This is a genomic window from Cobetia sp. ICG0124, from assembly GCF_004006355.1.
GTDB classification, from domain to species: Bacteria; Pseudomonadota; Gammaproteobacteria; order Pseudomonadales; family Halomonadaceae; genus Cobetia; species Cobetia marina.
Window position 1 is genome coordinate 794,800 of the sequence record NZ_CP024893.1, and the last position, 22,702, is coordinate 817,501.

Here is a 22,702-nt window from a genome sequence, read left to right on the forward strand (position 1 = left end):
CCGTTGACGCCCCTTGCCACTCGGAGCCTGTCGTGACTCGTACCTCGTCCTCATCTGCCGCCCGGCCGCGTGCCCTGAGCGCTGCGCCCGATGTCGAGATCTGCCGCACACCGCTGGCGGATCTCTGCGCCGACTGTGACGCCGTGACCCTGCTGCCGCCGCTCTCGCCGCCGGAGGAGGGCCATGTGCGCCACCACTGTGCGCTGGATGCCCCGCTGGCGGTGTTCGATCTCGACGATACGCTGCTCGATGGCGACTGCACTGGCATGTGGATGCGCTGGATGGTCGCCTGTGGCTGGATCAAGGCTGTCGATGCCTTCATGGCCATCGGCGAGCGTCATCAGGTGCAATACCATGCCGGCACCCTGGACATCCACGAGCACACCGGCCATCTGCTCAGCCCGCTCGTCGGGCGGCATCGTGATGAGGTGCGTCGCGAAGTCGATGATTTCGTGGAAGAAATGGTCATGCCGCGACTGCTGGAAGGTGGCATCGCGCGGCTGGCCGAGCACGGTGAGGCCGGCCATCGCACCCTGATCATCTCCGCCTCCATGCATCATCTGGTCGGGCCCATCGCCAGTCGTCTGACCGCCGATGGGGCGCTGGCCACCCATCCGGCCTTTGATGGGCAGGGCTGCTTCACCGGAGCCACCAGCGGTATCGTCACCTTCCGCGAAGGCAAGCTGGCGGCGCTGGATGACTGGCTTGCGGGTGCCGAGCGCATCCATCGCACGCCGCAATCCCTGTGGGGCTATTCCGACTCCCACAATGACCTGCCCCTGCTGGAGCGGGTCGATTTCCCCCACGCCACCCAACCGGACGCACCGCTGCGCCAGCTGGCCGAGGCGCGCGGCTGGCCAGTGGTTGACTGGCGCCTGTCGCGCCTGTCGCAGGCGCGGGGCGTGGCGATGACGGCCTGCGGGGTGCTGTTGATCTCGCCGGACGCGCTGCTGCTGCGACTCGCCGATGTCGCCGATGGCCCGCTGGTGTTCTGGCGCGGTCTGCTGACGGCCATCGGCTTTGCACTGTTCCTGCTGGCCCTCCAGCGCGGCACTCCCGCACAGCGCATCGCCAGCGCCCTGGCGCGCATGCGTGGCTGCGGGCGTACCGGCGTATGGGTCGCGCTGCTGTTCACCGGCTCCACCCTGGGTTTCGTGCTCGCCAACCAATACACCCGCGCCGGCAACGTGCTGATCATCCTCGCCGCCAGTCCGCTGTTCGCGGCGCTGATGTCGCGCCTGTGGCTGGGCGAGCGTCAGCCACGCCATGTGTGGGGCGCGATTCTGGCCTCGCTGGCGGGCATCACGCTGCTGGTGCTCGATGAGGCCGGCAGCGGCACGCTCACCGGCAACCTGCTGGCGCTGGGCTGCAGCCTGTCGCTGGCCGGCAACTTCACGCTGTGTCGTACGCGCCCGGGGCATGACATGAGTCCGATGCTGACACTGTCCGGGCTGGTCACCGCGCTGTGCGGCCTGCTGGCGTGCCTGTGGAGCATGACGCAGGGCGGCGGTGACGTGCTGACGCAGCTGTGGCCTTCGCACGGTGCCGATTTCGCCCAGCGCGCCGGCTGGCTGGTGCTGCTGTGCCTGGTGCTTTCGCCGCTGGGCTTCACGCTGATCCAGCGTGGCCCGATCTATCTGCCCTCTGCGGAAGTGGCGCTGCTGATGTTGCTGGAAAGCGTGTTCGGCATCCTGTGGGTGTGGTGGGTGCTGGAAGAATCGCTTACCCCGCGTGGCTGGGCGGGCGGTGCACTGGTGCTGGGCGCGATGCTCATCAAGAGTCTGATCGACCGTCGTCACCGTCAATCGGTGACGGCGAGCGCGCGTTCTGCGGATGCGTCCACCGGTCGCAGCTGATACAATCCCGCCCATCCCCGAGTTTATTCACTGTCAAATGACAGCCCTCTGGACGCCTCACGGCGACCGGAGCGAATAGCTCATGGCGCGAAGAAAGCCACAGGGCGACCGGAAACGACAGCGGCATCACGACGCAAGCCAGGCGCGAGCGGCACTGCCCCTGACGGCAGCGATGAAGATTGCCACGACCGGACGCCAGACTGACTCGACAGCGCCAGGATTCAGCACGCACACCACCTTCCCCAACCTGTTGCGGACGACTCGATGACAAGCAGCCTCAAACAGCAGTGGCTTTCCAACCTCCGGCCCGACATCCTGTCCGGCCTGGTGGTGGCATTGGCCCTGATCCCCGAAGCCATCGCCTTCTCCATCATTGCCGGTGTCGACCCCAAGGTCGGCCTGTATGCCTCCTTCTCCATCGCCGTGGTGACCGCCATCGCCGGTGGCCGTCCGGGCATGATTTCCGCCGCCACCGGTGCCATGGCACTGCTGATGGTCGACCTGGTCAAGGACCACGGCCTGGAGTACCTGCTGGCCGCCACCGTGATGACCGGCGTGATCCAGGTCATCTTCGGCTACTTCAAGCTCGGCTCCCTGATGCGCTTCGTCTCGCGCTCGGTGGTCACCGGCTTCGTCAATGCACTGGCGATCCTGATCTTCATGGCCCAGCTGCCGGAGCTGACCAACGTCACCTGGCACGTCTATGCCATGACGGCCGCGGGCCTGGGCATCATCTATCTGCTGCCGCTGGTGCCGAAGATCGGCAAGCTGCTGCCGTCGCCGCTGGTCTGCATCATCGTGCTGACCCTCTTCGCGATGGTCGTCGGTCTGGATATCCGCACCGTCGGTGACATGGGTGAGCTGCCGGACAGCCTGCCGGTGTTCCTGATTCCGGACATCCCCTTCAATCTGGACACCCTGTGGATCATCCTGCCGTACTCGCTGCCGCTGGCGGTCGTGGGCCTGCTGGAATCCCTGATGACGGCCACGCTGGTCGATGATCTGACCGACACGCCGTCCGACAAGAACCGTGAGTGCAAGGGCCAGGGCGCGGCCAACGTCGTCACCGGCTTCCTCGGCGGCATGGCGGGTTGCGCGATGATCGGTCAGACGATGATCAACGTGAAATCCGGCGGTCGTACGCGTCTCTCCACCATGGTGGCGGGTGTCGTGCTGCTGATCCTGGTCGTGTTCCTCGGCCCGTGGGTCTCGCAGATTCCCATGGCCGCACTGGTCGCGGTGATGATCATGGTCTCCATCGGCACCTTCTCCTGGCAGTCGATCCGTGACCTCAAGAGCCACCCGATGTCCACCAACATCGTCATGCTGGGCACCGTTGCCGTGGTGGTCGCGACCCACAACCTGGCGATCGGCGTGCTGGTCGGCGTGCTGCTCTCGGCGCTGTTCTTCGCCAACAAGATCGGCCAGGTGCTGCATATCGGCAGCGACATGAATGCCGATGGTCGTACCCGCGAATACCGCGTGGTCGGTCAGGTGTTCTTCGCCTCCAGCGAGCAGTTCCAGGCCGGTTTCGACCTCAAGGAAACCGTCGAGCGTGTCGTGATCGACGTCAGTCGTGCGCACTTCTGGGACATCACCGCCATCGGCGCGCTGGATACCGTGGTGGTCAAGTTCCGTCGTGAGGGGACCGAGGTCGAGGTACGTGGCCTCAACGAAGCCAGCGCCACGCTGGTGGATCGCTTCGCGGTGCATGACAAGCCGGACGCGGTCGAGAAACTGATGGGTCACTGATCACGAGACGGCGGGCAGTCCTTCACGGGCTGCCCGCCGTTTGCGTTCATGGGGTCGGAAAGTGGTAATCTCGAAACAGGCTTTGTTGTCAGCACAAGGAAGCCCGCCATGAGCCAATCCTCTGCCAGTGCCGCGACAGGCCATGACAAGGTCACCGCCTGCATTGACGGCTCCGCCTTCGCCGCCCCCGTGTGTGACGCCGCCGTCTGGGCCAGCCAGCGCCTGTCGGCACCTCTCAGCATCCTGCATGTGATCGACCGCAATGAAAGCGCCGAACCCGCCAATGGCGATCTCTCCGGCAGCATCGGTCTCGGTGCCCGGGAGCACCTGCTGGAAGAACTCGCCACCCTCGATGAGCAGCGCGGGCGCATCGCCCAGGAGCAGGGCCGCCTGATGCTGGAAGCCGCCTGTGAGCGCGCCACCCAGGCCGGTATCACCGAACCACGCCCTCGCCAACGCAATGGTGAGCTGGTCGAGACACTGGCCGAGCTTGAGGACGAGATTCGCCTGCTGGTGATCGGCAAGCGCGGGGAAGGGGCGGAGCAGGCCAGTGAGCATCTCGGCAGCAATCTGGAGCGGGTGATTCGCAGCCTGCATCGTCCCGTGCTGGTAGTGCCGGGCGAGTTTCAGACGCCGACACGCGTGTTGATCGCCTTCGATGGCAGCGCCACCATCAAGCGTGCCATCGAGGTGCTGGCGGCCAGCCCCTTGCTGCAGGGCGCCGAGCTCCATCTGGTGATGGTCGGCGCGGACTCGGTGGAGCATCAGGCTCCGCTTGAGACCGCGCGTGACACCCTCCAGTCAGCGGGCTTCAACGTGCAGGCCAGCCTCAAGGCCGGTGAAGTGGAAGCCTGTCTGCGCGAATACGCCAAGGAGCACGCCATCGACATGCTGGTGATGGGCGCCTACGGCCACTCGCGCATCCGTCAGTTGCTGGTCGGCAGTACCACCACCGAGATGATCCGCAATGCCACGGTGCCGCTGCTGATCCATGCGCTATATCCAACGTCACGATACCAAGGCACGCATGAGCCGCGCCGTCATCCACAACAACACCATCTACCTGTGTGGTCAGGTCGCCGGGCCGGAACAACGCTTCAGTGATATCACGGACCAGGCCAACAGCATGCTCGCGCGTGTCGATGCGCTGCTGGAAGAAGTCGGCACCGACCGCGAGCATCTGCTCTCCGCCACCGTCTATCTCAAGACAATGGACGACTTCAAGACCTTCAACGACATCTGGGACGCCTGGGTACCGGAAGGTCACGCCCCCGCCCGTGCCTGCGTCCAAGCCGCCATGGCCAGCCCGGAACTGCTGTGTGAAATTACCGTGGTCGCCGCCGTTAAATAACACGCAGTATGGTTTTTCTAACCCTGTCCTCATACCTCACCCATTCCCGATAAAACCCGTCCAGTCGTTCTGTCTCGTTGAGGTGTGATGCCTCGGCGAGGCGTTTGCGTGCGTCTGTAGGCAGCATGGCGATGCGGGCGTCGAGGTCGTGGGCGTGGCGGGGGTTGTGGTATTCGAGGTCCAGCCCGAGCGGGAGGGTGGCGAGGCCGACGAGGACATGCCCGTGACGGTGGGCGATGGAGACGTAGAAGCCTGCCGGTAGCGCAGGGTGATGGGGTGCCTGGCCACGCGGTGACCAGTCGGCCAGTGGCAGCGCAATGCCTTGGGCCGCGGCGAGTTCGCCGAGCAGAAGGCGGGCGAGGTGGGATTCGGCTTCACATTGCTGGCGACGGCGGGCCTTGGCAGATGACACGGGAGTGTCCGCGTTATCCACATCCGTCTGGCGAGGGCGCATCAAGTTACCGCTGGAAGCCTCACCCGAGGAGTTGATAGAGGGAGCAGCCGAATCAGCACAGGATGCTGGCAGCACACACGCTTCGGCCAGCCACAGGCGGGCTGGCCGAGGGGAAGATTCAGAGCAGGTATTTGGCAAGGCGCAGGCTGCTCAGCGGCTCGCCGTTGGACAAGTCGGCGCTCGGCGAACCAGTGCTCGGCGAACCAGTGCTCAGTGAACCAGTGCTTAGTGAAGCGGAGCCATGCGATACCGCATGCCCCAGCACCACGCAGCGGTAGGCGGGGTGATCGGTCGGGCGCGCCGCAGGAGTATCCGCCGCGCGCGCCGAGCTGCCCTCGACCGGCTCGCCTGTCTCACTCACATCCTTGCCTTCCCTGGCCGTCATGATGGCGAATCAGTTCTTCGGATGCAGGATCACCAGATCCCCGCGCAACGCGACGCCCGCGACGACATTGCCCGCGTGGCACTCGTACTTCTCGCTGCTGGAGTAGGGCACGTTGTCATAGTCGCTGCGAATGTTGATGACGGCATTGGCCCCGTATTCCCGCGCCTTCTCCTGCAGCTCGCGCAGCGCCGACAGGAACACCCAGCGGCAGGCCGCGGCATCGCTCTTGTTGGTCGCGTTGGTCTTCGGGTTCACCCGTGCCCAGCCACGCTTCTCGATGCGCTCGTAGGGCTGCTTGTCACCGAAGAAGAAGGCCACATCCTTGCCCAGTCGCTGACTGGCCGCAGTGCTGGCCATCACCGGCATGATGGGCAGGAAGTGCTGCGTATCCCGCGCCTGTGCCGGCGCGGAGGCCAGCAGCCCGGCCGCGCCGAGCACCAGGGCGGACACCAGCACGCGTCCCCGCGACAGGCGGCCGGCCGGCGCCGTGCTGGCGTGGGCCATGGGGTGTGACGAGGAAACGAACGACTGAGCAACGGATGACGCCATCTGACACCTCTCCTGACAGGGTTTGACTGGCTCGACGCCAGGGAATATCGCCTTCATCCAGCCAACGGCGTGAGCCAATCACACCATAGACCATGCAGCGGGCGCGTATCTTGCGCCAGTTGTGACCCGCTGCAAAGTCGTCTGGTGGCGACACCCTGCCAGCGCCGCAGGATCAGCGAGGTATTGATGCCGCCGAAGGCGAAGTTGTTGCTCATCACCGTATCCGTCTCGATCTCGCGGCCGCCGTCACGCAGGTAGTCCAACGTCGCGCAGCGCGGGTCGATGTCCTTGAGGTTGGCGGTGCCGTGGAACCAGCCTTCGCTCATCATCTCGATGGCGATCCAGGCTTCCAGCGCGCCGCAGGCCCCCAGGGTATGGCCGGTGTAGCTCTTGAAGGCACTGATGGGCGTGCGTTCCCCGAACACGGCATGAGTGGCGTGACTCTCGGCGATGTCGCCGCGCTCGGTGGCGGTGCCATGCGCGCTGACATAGCCGATCTCGCTGGCCGAGAGGCCGGCATCGTCAAGGGCCATGCGCATCGCGGCCTCCATCATGTCGGCGTCCGGCTGGGTGACGTGGCGGCCATCGGAGTTGGTGCCGAAGCCGAGAATCTCGGCGTGGATGGTCGCGCCACGCGCCAGGGCGTGGTCCAGCTCCTCGAGGATCAGCGTGCCGGCACCTTCGCCGATCACCAGCCCGTCACGCTCGGCATCGAAGGGCCGCGGCGAGCGGTCCGGGCGGTCATTGCAGGTGCTGGTGGCGAACAGGGTGTCGAACACCGCGGCATCGGCGGCGGACAGCTCCTCGCAGCCCCCGGCGACCATCGCTATCTGGCGGCCGAAGCGAATCGCCTCATAGGCATAGCCGATGCCCTGGCTGCCGGAGGTGCAGGCGCTGGAGGTGGTATGAATCCGCCCCTTGATGCCGAGAAAGACCCCGATGTTCACCGGGGCGGTATGCGCCATCATGCGGATGTAGGAGTTGGCGTTGAGGCCATCGGTGGAGTGGTTGATCAGCATGTTGCCGAAGTCCGCCACCGCGTCCGGCTCACCGGCGGACGCGCCGTAGGCGATGCCCATCTGGCCGCTCTCCTTGAGCGGGCTGTCACTCAGTCCTGCGGCTTCCAGCGCCAGCTCGCTGGAGCGGGTCGCCAGCTGGGCCACGCGCCCCATGCTGCGCAGCGCCCGGCGGTTGTAGTGCTTGGGCAGTTCGAAATCGCTGACCGGCGCGCCGAGACGCGTGTTGAGACCCTCGTACTTGTCCCAATCCTCGATATAGCGGATGCCGGTGCGGCCCGCGGCCAGATTGGCGCGCAGGGTCGGCCAGTCATTGCCGATGGGCGAGAAGCCATGCATGCCGGTGACGACGACGCGATGGCCGCGCAGCGGGGAAGAGGGAGCTGTCATCAGAACATCCCTCCGTTCACCGCGATGGTCTGGCGGGTGATGTAGCCGGCATCCTTCGAGCACAGGAAGGCCACGGTGGCGGCGACTTCCTCGGCCTCGCCCGCGCGGCGCATGGGAATCATCTTCAGCGCCTCGTCCATCTCGACCCCTTCGGTCATCTCGGTGGCGATGACCCCCGGCGCGACGGCATTCACGGTGATGCGGCGCTTGGCCAGTTCCACCGCCAGCGCCTTGACCGCGCCGATCAGCCCCGCCTTGGCGGCGGAATAGTTGACCTGACCGCGATTGCCCATCATGCCGGACACCGAGGACATCACGATGATGCGCCCCGGCTTGCGGCGACGCACCATCGGCATCGCCAGCGGCTTGACCACGTTGTAGAAGCCATCGAGGTTGGTGCGGATCACGCTGTCCCAGTCCTCATCGGTGAGCGCCGGGAAGGCGTTGTCGGCGTGGATGCCGGCATTGCAGATGACGCCGTAGTAGCAGCCGTGGGCCTCGACATCGGCCTCCAGCGCGCTGCGTGCGGCCTCGCGGTCGGCGACATCGAAGTTCAGGATGCGCGATTCACCGCCCAGGGCGCTGATCTCACGCGCGACCTCCTCGGCGGCATCACGGCGCGAGCGGCAATGCAGCACCAGATTGTAGCCTTCGCGGGCCAGACGCAGCGCGATGGCGCGGCCGATGCCACGGCTGGAGCCGGTGACCAGAATCCACTCGCGCGTCTCATTGGCAGCGGCGGCCCCCTGGTTGTCAGCAGGGGTAGTTCGAGTAGCGGGAGGTGTGACAGACATCAGACATTACCTTGCGGTGCGGCACCGGCAGCATCCTGCTGACCGTGGTCTTGAGTCTCCGACACGGCAGACGCCACGGCCTGGGCGGGCGGCTCGAAGACATTCACGCCGGCACGGGCGACCTGCGTGCCGTGCTCGTCGCTGAGGGTGGCCTTGAAGGCGCCCAGGCCGTTGTCGGCGCGATAGTCGAGCTGCACGTCTATCTGCCAGCGTTGCCCGCAGGCGAAGGCGTGCAGTTCACTCTCATAGCGGCGGCTGCCGAGCAGAAACCCGACGCGGGGTGACTGGCCTGCGCGCGCGGCCTGCAGGCCCGACCAGGCGGCGATGGCCTGGGCCATCCACTCGAGCCCGACCCAGGCGGGAATCACGGCCTGGCCAGCGCCGTCCAGCTCCGCGAACAGATCCTCGGGCGAGGGGCGCACGCTCGCGCTCAGCGAGTGCTCGTCACAGGCCAGCACCTCATCCAGCAGGCACATGCCCGCCTCGTGTGGCACATAGGGGCCGATGGCGCAGGGCATGACGGGATAGCCCTCGTCATGGCGGTCGGGGTCAGCATGCAGAGGACTCCGGGTCGGTGGCGTGACGCTCCAGTATCAGCGAGATGTTGTTGCCGCCGAAGGCGAAGGCATTGCTCATCACTCTGAGCGGCGGGGTCTCGGGGCGGTCACGATAGACGATGTTGAGCGCGGGCAGTGTCGGGTCCAGTGCTTCACGCGGGGTGGCGTGCGGCGGCAGGCGACCATGTTCCAGCGTCAGCCAGCAGAAGGCGGCTTCCAGCGCCCCGCAGGCCCCCAGCGTATGGCCGGTGAGGGCCTTGGTGGAACTGACGGCGGGCGGACGGCTTGCGGCCTCGTCGCCATCGGGACCGAAGTCGCCATCGGGACCGAACAGGCGGCTGATGGCGAGGCTTTCCATGGCGTCATTGAGCGGCGTGGCCGTGCCGTGCAGGTTGATGTAGTCGATCTCGCCGGGGGCGCGGCCGGCGCTGGCGAGCGCGCCACGCATCGCGGCCTCGGCACCGCTGCCATCCGGGCAGGGCGCGGAGATGTGATGGGCATCGCTGGATTCGCCGACGCCGGTCAGCTGCACGCCACCGTGCTCCGGCGTGACCACGAACAGCACCGCGGCCTCGCCCAGATTGATGCCGTCGCGCGCGGCGCCCAGGGGCTGGCTTTGCTGGCGGCTGACGGCCTCCAGACTCATGAAGCCCTTCACCGTCATGTGGCACAGGCTGTCGGCCCCACCGGCGATCACCGCATCACACTGCCCGGAGGCCAGCAGACGCCGTGCGCTGGCCAGGGCCTTGGCGCTGGAGGTGCAGGCGGTGGAGAGGGTGTAGACCGGCCCGCGCGCGCCGCTCAACCAGGCCACGCACTCGGCGGGCGCGCCCAGTTCCTGACGGCGGTATTCAAAGCTCTCCGGCCAGCTGTCGGCGCTCGGCGTGCCCTGGGCAACGGCGGCGCGCTGGGCGTCCATCGCAGCTTCCGTCTCACCGATACCGGAGGTACTGGTGCCCAGCACCACGCCGATGCGCTCCGGCGCGATGCCCTGGCGCTTGAGGGCCTCAAGCTCCGGTGTCAGCTGCTCAAGCGCGGTGGCCAGCAAGCGGTTGTTGCGTGAGCGCAGCGGGGCCGGCCAGTCGCTGTCATCCACCAGCCGCGCGGTGACACGGCCCAGTGACAGCGGCGTGCCGGGACTGAAGTCATCACTGACGCGCAGGCCGCGACTGGCGCTGAACAGCGCACTGCTGATCAGCCCGTGGTCGGCGCCCAGCGGACAGACGATACCGGGCCGAGACAGACGGCATGGGCTGCGAGGGGTGAGGCCATGGCGGGTATCAGGTGCCTCGGGTGTGACGGGTTCAGTCATGCGGGGAAGCTTCCGGTGAGTCGTCAGGGGCGCTGGGGGAAGACAGGGGATCTAGCGTCATCTGCATCTCGGTGGCCGGGTCCCGCAGGATTACGCGGCCTTCGGCGTCGCGGGTCAGCTCGGCCATGCGCTCGCCATCGCGCAGGATGAGGCGCTGCGCGGTCTGGTGAGGCGTGTCCCACTCGCCGTGCTGCACCAGTTGCCAAACGCTGCCGGCAAAGGCGTCATCGATCGCGGCCTGTGGCCAGTGGACCCAGGCGATGCGACGGGCCAGCCAGTCGGCGGTGAAGGGCAGCTTCTCGAGCACCTCGGGGCGGGCCTTCTCGAAGCGGCTGCCATCGGCGTCATGCACCAGTGTCAGCAGTCGCTGGCCCTGCACGCTGAGCAGCACCAGCCGCATGGCCTCGGGCGATTGGCGCAGCACGCCGATGAGGGGCGGCAGGTCGCGAGCCTCGTCCTCAGCGGCGTCTGCTGCCGCGCGATTCTCGCTGGCCTCACTCTTGTTACGCTCAACGCGCAGAATCAGACGTTGGGTGCTGCTCTCCTGCAGGCTCGTCAGGGCCGGCATCGGGCTCTCGGCGCTGAGCGGACCGGGCACGAGCAGGCTGCAGCCGCTCAACAGCAGGCTGATCGCCAAGCGTGGCCAGTGCGGTCAGGCGACGACGACTGGCGCTGACGAAGGGATTGGCCTCGTCCCAGGCGTAGCCGGCGAGGACCGAGCTGATCATCTGGCGAATGCGGTCCGGCGAGCGAGGGTGATAGATGATGTCGGTCAGGCGGCTGTCGTACCAGGCGGTGACAAACTCGCGGAACACCTCGATGCCACGTCGCAATGGCAGCTCGTATTCGCTGGCCCAGTCCGGGCGCTGCTCATCGCGGGTCGCGGTCAGTTCGCGCGCGACCAGCGGCGCGGCGCGCAGGGCGGATTCCAGCGCGATGGTCACGCCGGAGGAGAACACCGGGTCCAGAAACTCGCCGGCATTGCCGAGCAGCGCATAGCCCGGGCCATGCAGGCGGCTGACATCGGCGCTGTAACCGCCCAGCGACTGCACGGCATTGGCGGGCGTGGCATCGCGCAGCAGCTCCGCCAGGCGCGGTTCTTCCATCACCCACTGCCACAGGTGTGTCTGCGCATCGTCCCCGGCGGCAGGCTCGATCAGCTCACGCGGGCCGACCACGCCCAGCGAGGCGCGGCCATTGGCGAAGGGAATCAGCCAGTACCAGACATCCGGATGCCCCGGGTGCGAGGCGATCAGGATAGTGTCGCGACGATAGCCCTCGGCGGGCGGCGCGAGGTCGGCGATGCCATCGTGGACATGGCCGAACAGCGCCATGCGCGGCTCCAGACGCGGATCACGCTCAAGCGATTCGAGCCGCGCCAGCACGCGCCCATAGCCGCTGGCATCCAGCACGAAGGCGGCCTTGAGCTCGCGGCCATCTTCCAGCGTGAGGCAAGGCCCCTGGGCATGGCCGGTGGCGTCGCTCTGCGTGGGGCGAGCGGGAGTGAAGCCCGTGACCGTGACGCCGAATTCGACCTCGGCGCCTGCCGCCCGTGCGCCCTCGATCAGACGCTGATCAAAGTCGGCGCGCTCCACCTGCCAGGTGGTGCCGGGGCCGTCGCTGAACTTGTCGCGGAAGTCGATCACGCGATGCTCGCCGCGCCGGGTGAAGGCCGCACCGGTCTTGCGCTGATAGCCACCGGCGGCGGCGGCCTCCATCAGGCCACAGGCCTCCAGATGCTGCATGCAGCGCGGCAGCAGGCTCTCGCCGATGGAGAAGCGCGGGAAGTGGCTGCGCTCCAGCACGCGTACCGCATGGCCGGCGCGCGCCAGCCAGGCCGCCGCCGCCGCCCCGGCAGGTCCGGCGCCGATGATGATGACTTCCTTGCGTGGTGGGTTGTTGCTGTGATCTGCCGATTCCATGGCATCGTCCCCTGTCGTTGTCGTTATGTGTTCATGTCAACTGCGGGCGAAGGGCACCAGGCACCAGGTGGCCGTCAGCCCCAGCAGGCAGGCCAGCCCCAGTGCGGCCAATGCCGGTGTCTGACTGAAACTCAACAATCCGAAGGCTAGCAGGCTGGAGGCACATGACAGCGAGATCGCCAGCAGACTGGCCTGCGAGGCGCGGCTGGCGGTGTCTCCGCTCCTGTCTTTTTCTGCGCTGCGCGCAGGATGCTCGGCACAGAAGATACCCGCATCCAGGCCAATCCCCAGTACCAGCAGCAGGCCCAGCAGGTGGAACAGGTTGAGGCCGACGCCCGCCAGCGTCAGGGCGGCGAGCGTCAGTACCAGTCCGCCCAGCGGCGGCAGCAGGGCGCGCCAGGTGCTGCGGCGATAGCGCAGCGCCAGCAGCAGGCTGATCACCACCACCGCAGCACTGACCAGCCAGGCCATTTCGCTGCGAATGCTGCCGAGCGTCGTCGAAAGCCTGGCGACCTGATCGACGTACTCGAGGCGGTCATCGCCTGCCGCGAGGCGTGCCAGGGCGGCGCTGCCCTCGGCCGTGACATCACCAAAGCGCACGATGCCGATGGCGGCGGTGCGGGAGTCGAGCCACAGTCGCTGGCCCATCTCACCGGCGGGCAGTGTGACCCAGTCGGCCGGGCGCAACGGATGGGCGCTTTCGATGGCCTGCTCGGCACGTTTCACCAGCGCGGCGGGCAGGCCCGCCTGACGAAGCACCTGGGGCAGCAGGGTGCGGGTGCGTTCACGCATGGCGCCGAGGTTGGCCTGCTGCTGTTCAAGCGTCGGCAGTTGCTGGGCGAGGCTCGCCCAGTGCCCCAGTTGCTGCTGGGCATCCAGCTGCTGGAAGGTGTCTTCCAGTGCCTGCAGGCGCGTGAGCAGCGCGGCATCATTCTCGGCCTGCACGATCAGGTAGCGCAGGCCGTCCGGTTCGGCGAGCAGACGCTGGACCTCGCGCTGCTCGTTGATCAGCGACGCAGGCGAGGGGTTGAGCTGAGTGAGACGGTCATCGCTGCGCAGTCCGTAGAGGCTGGCCAGCGCGGCCACCAGCAGCAGACCCAGCGCCTGCCAGCTGCGCCTGCCGGGAATGGCGCGCGCCAGACAGCCTGCGGCGCGGGCGGCGGAGGAGTCCTCGCGAGTGGCCTGTGCCGGCAGTGGCAGTTGCGGCAGCCACAGGCGTACGCTCAGCCAAGCGCCGAGCAAGCCGAGCGCCGCGAACATGCCCATCTGGCGCAGGCCGGGCATCGGCGTCAGGGTGATGGCCAGATAGGCGGCGAGGCTGGAGCACAGCCCCAGCGTCAGGCCCGGCCATAACGCAGCGAGTCCGCCACGGCCCTTCGTCGTCGCCAGTCGGCGCATGCACTCCAGATGCAACACGTAATCGATGGAGATGCCGATCAGGCTGGCGCCGAAGGCCAGCGTCAGCACATGCAGGCTGCCGAAGGCCCACCAGGTCAGCGGCAGCGCGAACAGCACGCCCGTGGCCACCGGCACCAGCAGCAACGGCAGCCGCCGTGGGGTGCGGAACACCGCCCACAGCAACAGCAGCACGCCGATCAGCGAGCCGAGCCCGATGGTCGACATTTCCTGTCTGGCCTGCTGCGCTCCGGCACTGGCATGGAAGACCAGCCCGGAGCGCAGCAGCCTGACGTCGGGGTAGTCGGCCCTCACGCCATTCACGGCCTGTTCCAGCGCCTGCTGATCACCCATCGCGTAGGCGCTGCCGGTGAGGGTGGCGCTGATCAGCCGATAGCCGCTGCCAGGCTGCTCACCGCTTGACGTCGGCGCGCGCAGCAACAGCTGGCCGCCGGACAGCGACAGGTTGGCGGGTGTCAGCCAGTCCTGCCAGGCGCCGGCGAGACCGAAGGGATCATGGATCAGGTCGCGCTGGCCGCCGGGCTGGAACAGCTGCCTGAGGGCGCGCGCCTGCCACTGCTCGTCACTCAGCTCGGCAAGCCGCGGGGCGATCAGGGCCGGCTGGACCTCGGCCGGCAGGCGCAGGCTGGCGAGGCTCTTGCCGTCATCCAGCGTCGCGAGGGGGGCGAGCGCCTGACGCAGCGCCTGGGCGGCGGCGTCACGCTGCTTGAGTGACGTGGCGCTGGCATCGCGTGCGCCGACCAGCATCACCAGCCGATTGGCGGTGTCCTCCAGCGATTCGGCGCGCGCGGCCAACGGGCTGCGTTCCTGCGCTGGCAGCATGGCGGTGATGCGGGTGTCGATCGCGCCTCGCCATGGGCTCTGCGGGGCGAGCTTCCCGGCCAGCAGCACCGCGCACAGCAGCAGCACGCCGGCCCACAGCCAGCGCCAGGCGGCGCGATCCAGCCCCGTGTCATGCGAGTCGCCGCGCCCTGTCATTCGGGGCACTGATCGCGCGGTGTCAGGGTCAGGGCAAGACGGTCACCGTCGCCGCTGGTGAGGGTCAGGTGGTCAAGCCAGCTGCCACCCTCGATCTCGAGGTGTTCGATGGCCTCGGCCAGACGGGCATCACGCGGTGTCAGGCTGGCCTGCCAGTCATCCGCGCTGCCGGTGAGCTGGAGCGTGAAGTGCTCCTCGAGCGCCTGCCAGTCGCCGTGGAAGAAGTTGACCAACAGCTCCGCCATCGCCTGCTGGTCGGCGGGCAGCGGCTCGCCGTCCGGGCCTTCGCTGGCATTCGGGCGCATCTCGAGACGGTCCTCGATGGGGGAGGTGGTTTCCCACACCAGGCCTTCGGGCGCGTTCGGATCACCGATCAGATGGAACTGGCCACGACTCTTGAGCTGTGCGCCGACATCCTCGAGCCAGCGGGTCTGCTGGAAATCACCGCAGACAGGGGCGGTGCGCGCCAGCTGTTGGGTCAGGGCGCGGGCGTCGAATTCGGCGGGCGTCGAATTCGGCGGCGCTGGCCCCGAAGGCACTGGCAGTCAGCAGCAGGGCAGTGGCGGCAATGGCAAGGCGTGACGTCATCACGGCGTTCCTCGTGTCGGGGGCGGGGTGGCAGGCGCGTCCTCGTCGGCTGTCTGTGACGGGTCTGCCTGCGACGGGCTGGTCTGTGACTGGCTGGCCTGCCAGGCGGCCAGCCGCTCGCTGAGCGCAGGCGGCGAGGCCAGCAGCATCTCACCATCCGCGAGTCCGACGGCGACCTGCACGCTATGGCCACGGGTCAGGCGCTTGCCGCTCTCGACATCGCGGATCACGTAATCGAGCTTGAGGCGGTTTTCCCACTCGCGCAGGCGCGCGGTGACGGCGATGCGCTGGCCGAAGCGCGCCGGGCCCGCGTAGCGCAGGCGCAGGTCGATCACCGGCCAGGCATAGCCTGACTCGCGCATCTGCGGGTAGTTGTAGTCGAGCATGTCGAGCAGCTTGCAGCGGGCGATCTCGAGATAGCGCACGTAATGGCCGTGCCAGGCGACTTCCATCATGTCGACGTCGTGGAAGGGCACTTCCATTTCCACCGTGGCGCTGGGTATCGGCGTTTCGGCGGGCTGGTTCATGGCGTTTTTCTCGCTCGTGGCTGTCTGCTCGCTCATGCGTTGGCCTCGTCTGCGCTCAGGGCCCAGTGGTCGCTCACGGATGTCTGCGCACACATGCATTGGCCTCGTCAGAGCTCAGGCCTCCAGACGCGCCTCACGGATGCGCGCACACAGCAGGCGCAGATCGGCCTCCAGACCGCGATCTTCCTCGAGCGGGGCGATGTCCTCGCGCAGCTCGCTGACGAAGGCCGCCAGGCTCGGTGGCGTGGCGCTGTGGCCGGCGATGGCGGCGCGTTGCTCACAGCCCTGCGCGGCGGCGTGCAGGGTGGCGGCGGCGACCTGCTCGACCAGCGCCAGCACGCGCAGGGCATCCCGCGCGGCGATGGTGCCCATGCTGACCTTGTCCTGATTGTGGCATTCGGTGGAGCGCGAGAAGACGCTGGCCGGCATGGTCAGCTTGAGGGCTTCCGCCGTCCAGGCCGAGGCACCGATCTGCACCGCCTTGTAGCCATGGTTGAGCGGCGCGCGCTCCGGCGTGGCACCGCTGAGGTTGCTGGGCAGGCCACGGTTGTAGCGGCTGTCGACCAGCAGGGCCAGCTGGCGGTCGAGCAGGTCGGCCAGGTTGGCGACCGCCGTCTTGAGGCTATCCATCACCATCGCCACATGGCCGCCGTAGAAGTGGCCGCCGTGGAGGATCTTGCCGGCCTCGACATCGATCAGCGGGTTGTCGTTGGCGCTGTTGAGCTCGGTCTCCAGGAAGCGGCGCCACCAGTCGAGACTGTCCTCGACCACGCCGATGACGTGGGGCGCGCAGCGCGTCGAGTAGCGGTCCTGCAGGCGCGGTGAGTTGATCGGTGTGGCATCGACTTCCGGCGCCGCCGGGTGGGCCAGATCATCACGCAGCCACTGCGCCACGCGGGCCTGACCGGGATGCGGCTTGGCGGCGAACAGGTCGGCATCGAAGTGGTAGGGATTGCCTTCCAGTGCCTGCACGCTGAGCGCGGTGATGCGCGCACTCAGACGGCTGAGGTAGCAGGTGCGACCGAAGGCCAGTGCGGCGAGGGCCGTCATCACGGCGGTGCCGTTCATCAGCGCCAGGCCTTCCTTGGGGCGCAGCACATAGGGTGTCAGGCCGTGCTGGGCGAAGACGTCAGCGGTCGGGCGCAGTGCATGTGGCTGGCCTGCGCCGGGGCGCACCCACACCTCGCGCTCGCCACACAGCACGGCGGCGAGATAGGACAGCGGAGTGAGATCGCCACTGGCGCCCACCGAGCCTTCCTCGGGGATGCGCGGCAGGATGTCGTGGTCGAGCAGCCAGACAAGGCGTTCCAGCAGCGCCAGGCTGACCCCGGAGACACCACGGCACAGCGAGACGAGGCGCACCATCACCACCGCGCGGCTGCTGACCACGTCAAGGTCCGCGCCCATGCCACAGCCGTGGAAGGTGTAGAGGTGGCGTGGCAGGGCCTCGAGGTCTTCCGCGCCTTGCACGGCGCGGGTCACGGAATCGCCGTAGCCGGTGGTGACGCCGTAGACCACGCCTTCCTCCTCCAGCAAGCGTTCCAGCAGGGCGGGGCCGGCCTCGATGCGCGCTCGGAAGGCAGGCGCATCACTCAGACGTACGCCACACCGGCCCTCGGCGACGTCGATCAGCTGCTCGAGGGTGATATCACTGCCGTCGAGCGTCAGCGCCGGGGCAGTGGTCGGGACGTCGGGCGCCTGGTGCCAGAAGTCGAAGAAGTTGAACCATTGCAGCGGGTGGCGTCTGACACGCGCCTCGAGATGACCGGCATGGCGCTGCATGGCCTGCTCAATCCATGCCTCGCGGGTGCTGCGCTTGATGGCGCGGCTGTCATCGAAGGGCGCGAAATCGACCCGGAAGCGGGGATTGGCACCGCCCTGCTCGCGCACGCAGCTCAGGGTGTAGACGTGACAGCGCAGCAGCGCCGCCAGCATGAAGGGGCCCACGGGGAAGGGCGCAGGTTGATCGATGAAGTCGCAGTGCTGGACACGGGCGCGGGTGACGGCGCTGGGGGGAATCGGCACGCGGTCCGCGGCGATGACCACGAAGCCACCGCGATTGACGCGGTCACCCAGCGCCATGGCGGTAGCGGGGGTGATCTCGCTGACCTCGATCATCTGCGGCGGCTTGCGCCCGGTGGCCTGTTCCAGCAACTGGTTGAACTTCTCGGCGTGACGCGTGTGCACCAGCGCGCACAGGTCGATGTCGTGGCGCTCGCCGATGGCATTGATCACATCCAGATTGCCGTGGTGGGCGACGAGGATGATGCCGCCCTCGCCACGCAGCGCGGCATCGCGCAGGTCTTCCGGACCGGTGCCGGTCAGCGAGGAGAGCGGAATCTCGCCGCTCCAGGCCGAGACCTTGTCCATGATCGCCTCACCGAACTGCATGAAGTGGGCGAAGCTTCTGGCCCACAGGCGCACGCCACCAAGTCCGGGCTCCAGGCGTCTGAGGTAATCGAAGGAGGCACGTCGCGCCACGCCGCGCAGCAGGAAATACCACATCAGCACCGGGAACAGCGCGATGCGAAACGGCCAGGCCCCGAGCCGACGGCGGATCGTCACCATCAGCCGCATGCCGCTCAATGAGCCGGTTTCGGACAGGCGGGCCCAGTGCAGCGTGCGCCAGGCCAGTGTCGGCGAGCGCAGCAGCATGCCGCAGAACAGGCGGGTATGCATGGCGCTGATCAACAGGTTGTCGTGGCCGGGGCGGAAGTGGCTGACGCCTCCGGTGGGATAGCTGACACGCACCGGCAGGTTGGCCACCTCGCCCCCGGCCCAGTACCAGCGCACCAGTACCTCGGTGTCGAAGGACATGCGATCGCCACAGTCATTGCGCGCCAACAGGCGATTGGTGGCGGCCAGCGGGTAGAGGCGCACGCCGCACATGGTGTCGCGGATGGCCAGCGACAGGGTGTTGATCCATACCCAGACATGTGAGGCGTAGCGACCGTAGAAGCGGATGCGCGGCACGCTGGCATCGTATTCGGGATAGCCGATCTGCAGGCAGTCGGGATTGTCCTGCATGCCCTTCAGGAAGGCGGGCAGGTCACTGACATCGTGCTGGCCATCGGCGTCCACCTGCAGGGCATGGGTGAAGCCGAGCTGCTCGGCAGCCTGCAGGCCACTGCGCACCGCCGCTCCCTTGCCGCCATTGTGCGTGCGACGCACCAGGTGATGGCCCTCGGCCGCCAGCTGATCGAGTACCTCGGCGCAGGGGGCACTGCAGCCATCATCCACTAGCACGATGGGCAGGCCGAGCGGTGCCAGGCCCGCACAGACGCCGGCGATGGTGGCGGGGTGATCGTAGACCGGGATCACCACGCAGGCGCGCAGACCATGACGCAGCCGTCCACTGGCATGCAGGCCTGCGCGGGATTCCAGCCGGAAGTCGAGCCGCAGGCCCTGGGCGTCTTCCAGCAGGTGAGTGCTCAGCGTGAAGCGCATGCCGGGCAGCAGCAGGTTGGAGAACTTGAGGCGTTCCAGGCGCAGGAAGGGCGCATCGTCCATGCCTACGCCGTTCACCCGCAGTGTCCTGCCTTGCTCGCGTGCCCACTTGAGCATCACCACACCCGGCACCAGCGGTTGGGCGGCGAAGTGGCCGTCGAGATAGACCAGACCATCAGGCACCTCGGCTTCCAGGGTGCTCTGCTGTGGCCCGCTGGAGGTGTCCCCCAGCCAGCGTGGCAGGCGCGGATCATCGAGATCGGCGAACAGCCGCGCGATGGAGTCCGCGGTGAACTTGCCCTGGGCATTGAGCGGCAGGCGCGTGACGAAGCGCCAGTAGCGCGGCAGGGCGATGCGCTCGAAGCCCGGCATCAGCGCGCGGCGCAGGCGGGCGATCAGATCGCGGCGGCTGGCGTGATCCTGCGGCAGCGCGCGCTCCTCCATCACCACCACTGCGCCCAGGCGATGATCGCGGGTGGGCATCGGCAGGCAACGTACCTCCAGCACCTCCGCTTGCTCGCTCAGGCAGCGCTCCACCGCGCTCAGCGAGACCCGCTTGCCGGCCAGCTTGACCAGCCGATCACTGCGCCCCAGTAGCTGGAAGCGTGGTGCCGCGTGGTGCTCGCCTTGCGACGACGTTTCAGCCGCCACTGGCGCGGCGTTGTCGGCCTGCTGCCACCACTGATCAGGCGCTTCCAGAAATGGCGAGCGCACCGCGAAGTCCGGCGAGAAGGTGATCTCTACTGCCGGCAGCGGCGTCCAGTGGGCTGTCTCTTGCTGGCGGCGCCGGGCGATGCCGCCCGTCTCGGTGCTGCCGTAGAGTTCGATCACCGGTGCCTTAAGGCTGGCTTCGGCATGACGGGCAGCCTCTGCCGGCAGCGGAGCGCCCGAAGAAAAGACCCGCAATACCTGATCTGTTCATCGGTCTGTGGCAGACGCGCCAGCTGGGCCGGAGAGCTGACCAGCTGGCAGCGATGACCAAGCCCGGAAAGCTGAGCGATGGCGGCGGCCAGCTGCTCCGGGTAGTGGCAGGCTTCGCTCAGGAACGGCACGCCTTCGCTGAGCGGACGCAGCAGCGAGACCAGCAGACCGTAGATGTGCTGATGGCTGACCTGACTGAGGCTGACGGTGTCCGGCGTGGACGCCAGGGCTGTATCAGGGCCTGTCGCCAGCGGCCATAGCACGCGATGCACGGCCAGTTCGGCCTCGAGCTGGTCGAAGCGCTTGGCGATGCGCAGTGGCTCGCCGGTGGAGCCGGAGGTGCAAAGCTCCAGTGCGATGCGTGCGGCATCGGGCGTGGTGTCCGGTCGTACAGGGGCAGGTGCAGAAGCCGTCGCGGCAGTACCTGAAGGGGCGGGCTGTCCCGGTGGCCAGCCATCGGCGGTGGTCTCGGGGAGCTGGCCGGCGCTGCCGCCCGCCAGACGTGCCAGGGTCTCGGGGCGGTCATCTCCCGGCAGGATCGCCCGCATGCCGCGTTCCCACAGCGCCAGCAGCTGCACGCAGGCGCCCAGCGTGGTGGGCTGGAACAGCACCCAGCGTGCACCGGGCTGGCGGGCGTCGTGATCACCGGGCAGGCAGTCCAGCCAGTGATGCCAGGCGTCCACGCGCGCCATCAGTTCGGCACGCGTCAATGCGCGCAGTGGGTGACCGGGGATGGCCAGCCAGCAGGCCGGCGCCTCGGGTGACTGTTCGGCGAGTTGACGCCAGACATGCTGCGCAGGCGACGGCGAACCAGCCATTCACCGCCGAACAGGAGGCCCATCAGCACATAGCTGATCAGGCCGTTGTAGAGCGTCCAGGTCGCCAGGTCGGCATGCAGGGCCGTCCAGCCGGCGATGCTGGCATTGAAGAGGAAGAAGGCACACCACACCCGGGTGACCTGGCGGGTGTAGCGCACGCCGGCAGGGGGCAGGTCGGGTTCCTTGAGGCGTGCGAGGCGCTCGACCACCGGCATGCCGCGCCACAGGCTGGTGGCGAAGACGCTGAGCATGGCCAGATTGACCAGTACCGGATAGGCCCGCAGCCCGAGTTCGGCCTCGCTCGCCACGCTGATGCCCACCAGCAGGGCGGCCAGACCCAGGCGCAGTGCCGGATGCAGCGGCAGGCGCTGGATCAGCAGGGCGCCGAACAGGATCAAGGCCCACACCCAAGGCGACGAGTGTCCACTGACCGCGCCGCTGTCTGCGGTGAGGCGCGACAGCAGGGCGTAGACCAGCAGTGGCCAGCCAAGAGCGGCCACGATGCCCAGCACGCCGAGCAGCACCCTGCTCAGTGCGGGGCGCGTGCGGCTGTCAGGGGACGACGGCGTCATGCCTGGCGCTGTGTCAGCTGTTCGACGGCGGTGACCACATCGTTGAGCGTGCGCACGCTCTTGAAGTCGTTGGCGTCGATGCGTCGGCCGGTGAACTTCTTGAGCTCGACCACCAGGTCCACGGCATCGATGCTGTCGATGTCGAGATCCTCGTAGAGGCGCGCCTCCGGGTGGATGTCAGCGGCCTCGATCTCGAACAGCTCGATCAGGGTGCTGCGGACATGGGCGTAGATCTCCTCGCGGGAGGGGGTCGGTTGATCAGCGCTCACGACGGGCCTCCACCATCTCGCGCAGCGCGTTGAGGCTGGCGAAGTGGGCCCGGGTGTCCTCGGATTCGGCATCCAGGGTGATGCCGTAGCGCTTCTGCAGCGCGAGGCCCAGCTCCAGGGCGTCAATCGAATCCAGCCCCAGGCCGTCCACGAACAGCGGCTCATCGGCGACGATGTCGTCCGGGGTGATGTCTTCAAGCTCCAGCGTATCGATGATCAGCTGCTTGAGTTCCAGTTCCAGCGAGGTGGTATCACTCATGGGAAATCCTCGCCATGTCCGGCAGTACCTTGAGATTGAGCATCACGCGCTGCGCGGGGATGTGGTACCAGGGCTCGCCCTTGGTCAGCGTGCTGGGCTGGCAGTCGATGAGCACCGGGGTGATGTCACAGGGCGTGCGCAGGGCGATGTTGGCGGCGCCGCGACGGAACTTCAGGGCGCGGCCCGGCACGCTGCGCGTCCCCTCGGGGAACAGGATCAGGGCGTTGCCCTTGGCCAGGCTCTCGCGGGCGGCATCCAGCACGCCTTGTGGCTCGTTGTTGGTGATATAGCCGGCGGCGCGGATCGGCCCGCGAGTGAACGGGTTGCGGGCCAGACGCCCCTTGACCACGCAGTCTGCGTGGGGGATCAGCGCGATCAGGAAGACCACGTCGATCAGTGTCGGATGATTGGCCAGCACCAGCAGCCCCGGGCGCTGCAGACGCTGACAGTCGTGCAGACGGTAGTCGAGCACACCCAGGCCGCGCATCAGCTGGAGGAAGCCGCGCATGGCGTGATGGATGATGCGGCGCGCCAGGCGCTGGCGGCGTTCGCCATCGCGCATGCTTACT

Annotated in this window: 22 protein-coding genes; 4 read left to right on the plus strand and 18 right to left on the minus strand. The window is 67.6% G+C overall.

Translation table 11 applies throughout. The annotated features are described in order from the left end of the window. Positions 1 to 32: 32 nt before the first annotated feature. The 4 genes from CU110_RS03595 to CU110_RS03610 all read left to right on the plus strand — a co-directional run bounded on the left by CU110_RS03595 (position 33) and on the right by CU110_RS03610 (position 4,959). Positions 33 to 1,856, plus strand: coding sequence for an HAD-IB family hydrolase (locus tag CU110_RS03595; RefSeq protein ID WP_127734569.1), 1,824 nt, complete (start codon positions 33 to 35; stop codon positions 1,854 to 1,856). Positions 1,857 to 2,120: 264 nt separating this feature from the next. After that, positions 2,121 to 3,608 carry a SulP family inorganic anion transporter gene (locus CU110_RS03600; RefSeq protein ID WP_084207987.1) on the plus strand — a complete coding sequence of 496 codons (1,488 nt, stop codon included), beginning with the start codon at positions 2,121 to 2,123 and terminating at the stop codon, positions 3,606 to 3,608. A gap of 108 nt (positions 3,609 to 3,716) precedes the next feature. Continuing rightward, a complete protein-coding gene (locus tag CU110_RS03605; protein WP_127734571.1) occupies positions 3,717 to 4,712 on the plus strand; it encodes a universal stress protein in 996 nt (331 codons plus the stop codon). Continuing rightward, a complete protein-coding gene (locus CU110_RS03610; protein ID WP_240665466.1) occupies positions 4,636 to 4,959 on the plus strand; it encodes a RidA family protein in 324 nt (107 codons plus the stop codon). The genes CU110_RS03605 and CU110_RS03610 overlap by 77 nt, the downstream gene beginning before the upstream one ends. Here the strand turns inward: CU110_RS03610 and CU110_RS03615 are convergent. From CU110_RS03615 to CU110_RS03700, 18 genes are all read right to left on the minus strand, one after another. After that, positions 4,952 to 5,371, minus strand: coding sequence for a hypothetical protein (locus CU110_RS03615; RefSeq protein ID WP_127734575.1), 420 nt, complete (start codon positions 5,369 to 5,371; stop codon positions 4,952 to 4,954). The two genes, CU110_RS03610 and CU110_RS03615, sit on opposite strands and share 8 nt — an antisense overlap. A 160-nt stretch (positions 5,372 to 5,531) precedes the next feature. Further along, on the minus strand, positions 5,532 to 5,798 hold the full coding sequence (locus CU110_RS03620; RefSeq protein ID WP_127734577.1) for a hypothetical protein: 267 nt from the start codon (positions 5,796 to 5,798) through the stop codon (positions 5,532 to 5,534). Positions 5,799 to 5,807: 9 nt separating this feature from the next. Beyond that, positions 5,808 to 6,347 carry a heavy metal-binding domain-containing protein gene (locus CU110_RS03625; protein ID WP_240499664.1) on the minus strand — a complete coding sequence of 180 codons (540 nt, stop codon included), beginning with the start codon at positions 6,345 to 6,347 and terminating at the stop codon, positions 5,808 to 5,810. A 53-nt stretch (positions 6,348 to 6,400) separates the two neighbouring features. Then, complete coding sequence (locus CU110_RS03630; RefSeq protein WP_127734579.1) at positions 6,401 to 7,753, minus strand: beta-ketoacyl-ACP synthase; 1,353 nt, start codon at positions 7,751 to 7,753, stop codon at positions 6,401 to 6,403. Further along, entirely contained in the window at positions 7,753 to 8,547 is a 795-nt protein-coding gene (gene fabG / locus CU110_RS03635; RefSeq protein ID WP_084207992.1) for a 3-oxoacyl-ACP reductase FabG, read from the minus strand. Before fabG ends, CU110_RS03630 begins: the two co-directional genes overlap by 1 nt. Beyond that, positions 8,547 to 9,065 (minus strand): hypothetical protein, encoded by a 519-nt coding sequence (locus tag CU110_RS03640; protein ID WP_205694060.1) that lies wholly within the window; start codon positions 9,063 to 9,065, stop codon positions 8,547 to 8,549. Before CU110_RS03640 ends, fabG begins: the two co-directional genes overlap by 1 nt. Positions 9,066 to 9,096: 31 nt before the next feature. Continuing rightward, positions 9,097 to 10,416 (minus strand): beta-ketoacyl-ACP synthase, encoded by a 1,320-nt coding sequence (locus CU110_RS03645; protein ID WP_127734581.1) that lies wholly within the window; start codon positions 10,414 to 10,416, stop codon positions 9,097 to 9,099. Further along, positions 10,409 to 10,984 carry a DUF3261 domain-containing protein gene (locus tag CU110_RS03650; protein ID WP_164850262.1) on the minus strand — a complete coding sequence of 192 codons (576 nt, stop codon included), beginning with the start codon at positions 10,982 to 10,984 and terminating at the stop codon, positions 10,409 to 10,411. Before CU110_RS03650 ends, CU110_RS03645 begins: the two co-directional genes overlap by 8 nt. Next, complete coding sequence (locus CU110_RS03655) at positions 10,926 to 12,338, minus strand: tryptophan 7-halogenase (RefSeq protein WP_127734585.1); 1,413 nt, start codon at positions 12,336 to 12,338, stop codon at positions 10,926 to 10,928. The genes CU110_RS03650 and CU110_RS03655 overlap by 59 nt, the downstream gene beginning before the upstream one ends. Before the next feature lie 36 nt (positions 12,339 to 12,374). Beyond that, positions 12,375 to 14,732 carry a hypothetical protein gene (locus CU110_RS03660; RefSeq protein WP_084207996.1) on the minus strand — a complete coding sequence of 786 codons (2,358 nt, stop codon included), beginning with the start codon at positions 14,730 to 14,732 and terminating at the stop codon, positions 12,375 to 12,377. Beyond that, the gene (locus CU110_RS03665) at positions 14,729 to 15,271 is read right to left on the minus strand and encodes a LolA-related protein (protein WP_127734587.1); all 543 of its coding nucleotides are present in this window, start codon (positions 15,269 to 15,271) and stop codon (positions 14,729 to 14,731) included. The genes CU110_RS03660 and CU110_RS03665 overlap by 4 nt, the downstream gene beginning before the upstream one ends. A gap of 48 nt (positions 15,272 to 15,319) precedes the next feature. After that, positions 15,320 to 15,883 (minus strand): acyl-CoA thioesterase, encoded by a 564-nt coding sequence (locus CU110_RS03670; RefSeq protein ID WP_276317885.1) that lies wholly within the window; start codon positions 15,881 to 15,883, stop codon positions 15,320 to 15,322. A 78-nt stretch (positions 15,884 to 15,961) separates the two neighbouring features. Next, complete coding sequence (locus CU110_RS16525) at positions 15,962 to 20,200, minus strand: aromatic amino acid lyase (RefSeq protein WP_164850263.1); 4,239 nt, start codon at positions 20,198 to 20,200, stop codon at positions 15,962 to 15,964. Further along, a complete protein-coding gene (locus tag CU110_RS03680) occupies positions 20,122 to 21,033 on the minus strand; it encodes a hypothetical protein (RefSeq protein WP_164850264.1) in 912 nt (303 codons plus the stop codon). The genes CU110_RS16525 and CU110_RS03680 overlap by 79 nt, the downstream gene beginning before the upstream one ends. After that, positions 20,922 to 21,605, minus strand: coding sequence for a hypothetical protein (locus CU110_RS03685; protein ID WP_240665467.1), 684 nt, complete (start codon positions 21,603 to 21,605; stop codon positions 20,922 to 20,924). Before CU110_RS03685 ends, CU110_RS03680 begins: the two co-directional genes overlap by 112 nt. Then, positions 21,602 to 21,874: an acyl carrier protein gene (locus CU110_RS03690; protein WP_240499665.1), complete on the minus strand. Its 273-nt coding sequence runs from the start codon at positions 21,872 to 21,874 to the stop codon at positions 21,602 to 21,604. The genes CU110_RS03685 and CU110_RS03690 overlap by 4 nt, the downstream gene beginning before the upstream one ends. Beyond that, on the minus strand, positions 21,864 to 22,133 hold the full coding sequence (locus CU110_RS03695) for a phosphopantetheine-binding protein (protein ID WP_077375262.1): 270 nt from the start codon (positions 22,131 to 22,133) through the stop codon (positions 21,864 to 21,866). Before CU110_RS03695 ends, CU110_RS03690 begins: the two co-directional genes overlap by 11 nt. After that, positions 22,126 to 22,695, minus strand: coding sequence for a lysophospholipid acyltransferase family protein (locus CU110_RS03700; RefSeq protein WP_240665468.1), 570 nt, complete (start codon positions 22,693 to 22,695; stop codon positions 22,126 to 22,128). Before CU110_RS03700 ends, CU110_RS03695 begins: the two co-directional genes overlap by 8 nt. Positions 22,696 to 22,702: the final 7 nt, after the last annotated feature.

Coding starts and splice junctions, on each gene's coding strand:
- CU110_RS03685 (WP_240665467.1), bottom strand. CDS start 21,605: ATGACGCCGTCGTCCCCTGACAGCCGCACGCGCCCCGCACTGAGCAGG.
- CU110_RS03645 (WP_127734581.1), bottom strand. CDS start 10,416: ATGACTGAACCCGTCACACCCGAGGCACCTGATACCCGCCATGGCCTC.
- CU110_RS03650 (WP_164850262.1), bottom strand. CDS start 10,984: ATGCCGGCCCTGACGAGCCTGCAGGAGAGCAGCACCCAACGTCTGATT.
- CU110_RS03610 (WP_240665466.1), top strand. CDS start 4,636: ATGAGCCGCGCCGTCATCCACAACAACACCATCTACCTGTGTGGTCAG.
- CU110_RS03630 (WP_127734579.1), bottom strand. CDS start 7,753: ATGACAGCTCCCTCTTCCCCGCTGCGCGGCCATCGCGTCGTCGTCACC.
- CU110_RS03700 (WP_240665468.1), bottom strand. CDS start 22,695: ATGCGCGATGGCGAACGCCGCCAGCGCCTGGCGCGCCGCATCATCCAT.
- CU110_RS03680 (WP_164850264.1), bottom strand. CDS start 21,033: ATGGCTGGTTCGCCGTCGCCTGCGCAGCATGTCTGGCGTCAACTCGCC.
- CU110_RS03600 (WP_084207987.1), top strand. CDS start 2,121: ATGACAAGCAGCCTCAAACAGCAGTGGCTTTCCAACCTCCGGCCCGAC.
- fabG (WP_084207992.1), bottom strand. CDS start 8,547: ATGTCTGTCACACCTCCCGCTACTCGAACTACCCCTGCTGACAACCAG.
- CU110_RS03625 (WP_240499664.1), bottom strand. CDS start 6,347: ATGGCGTCATCCGTTGCTCAGTCGTTCGTTTCCTCGTCACACCCCATG.
- CU110_RS03640 (WP_205694060.1), bottom strand. CDS start 9,065: ATGCCCTGCGCCATCGGCCCCTATGTGCCACACGAGGCGGGCATGTGC.
- CU110_RS03620 (WP_127734577.1), bottom strand. CDS start 5,798: ATGACGGCCAGGGAAGGCAAGGATGTGAGTGAGACAGGCGAGCCGGTC.
- CU110_RS03670 (WP_276317885.1), bottom strand. CDS start 15,883: ATGAGCGAGCAGACAGCCACGAGCGAGAAAAACGCCATGAACCAGCCC.
- CU110_RS03695 (WP_077375262.1), bottom strand. CDS start 22,133: ATGAGTGATACCACCTCGCTGGAACTGGAACTCAAGCAGCTGATCATC.
- CU110_RS03655 (WP_127734585.1), bottom strand. CDS start 12,338: ATGGAATCGGCAGATCACAGCAACAACCCACCACGCAAGGAAGTCATC.
- CU110_RS03605 (WP_127734571.1), top strand. CDS start 3,717: ATGAGCCAATCCTCTGCCAGTGCCGCGACAGGCCATGACAAGGTCACC.
- CU110_RS03660 (WP_084207996.1), bottom strand. CDS start 14,732: ATGACAGGGCGCGGCGACTCGCATGACACGGGGCTGGATCGCGCCGCC.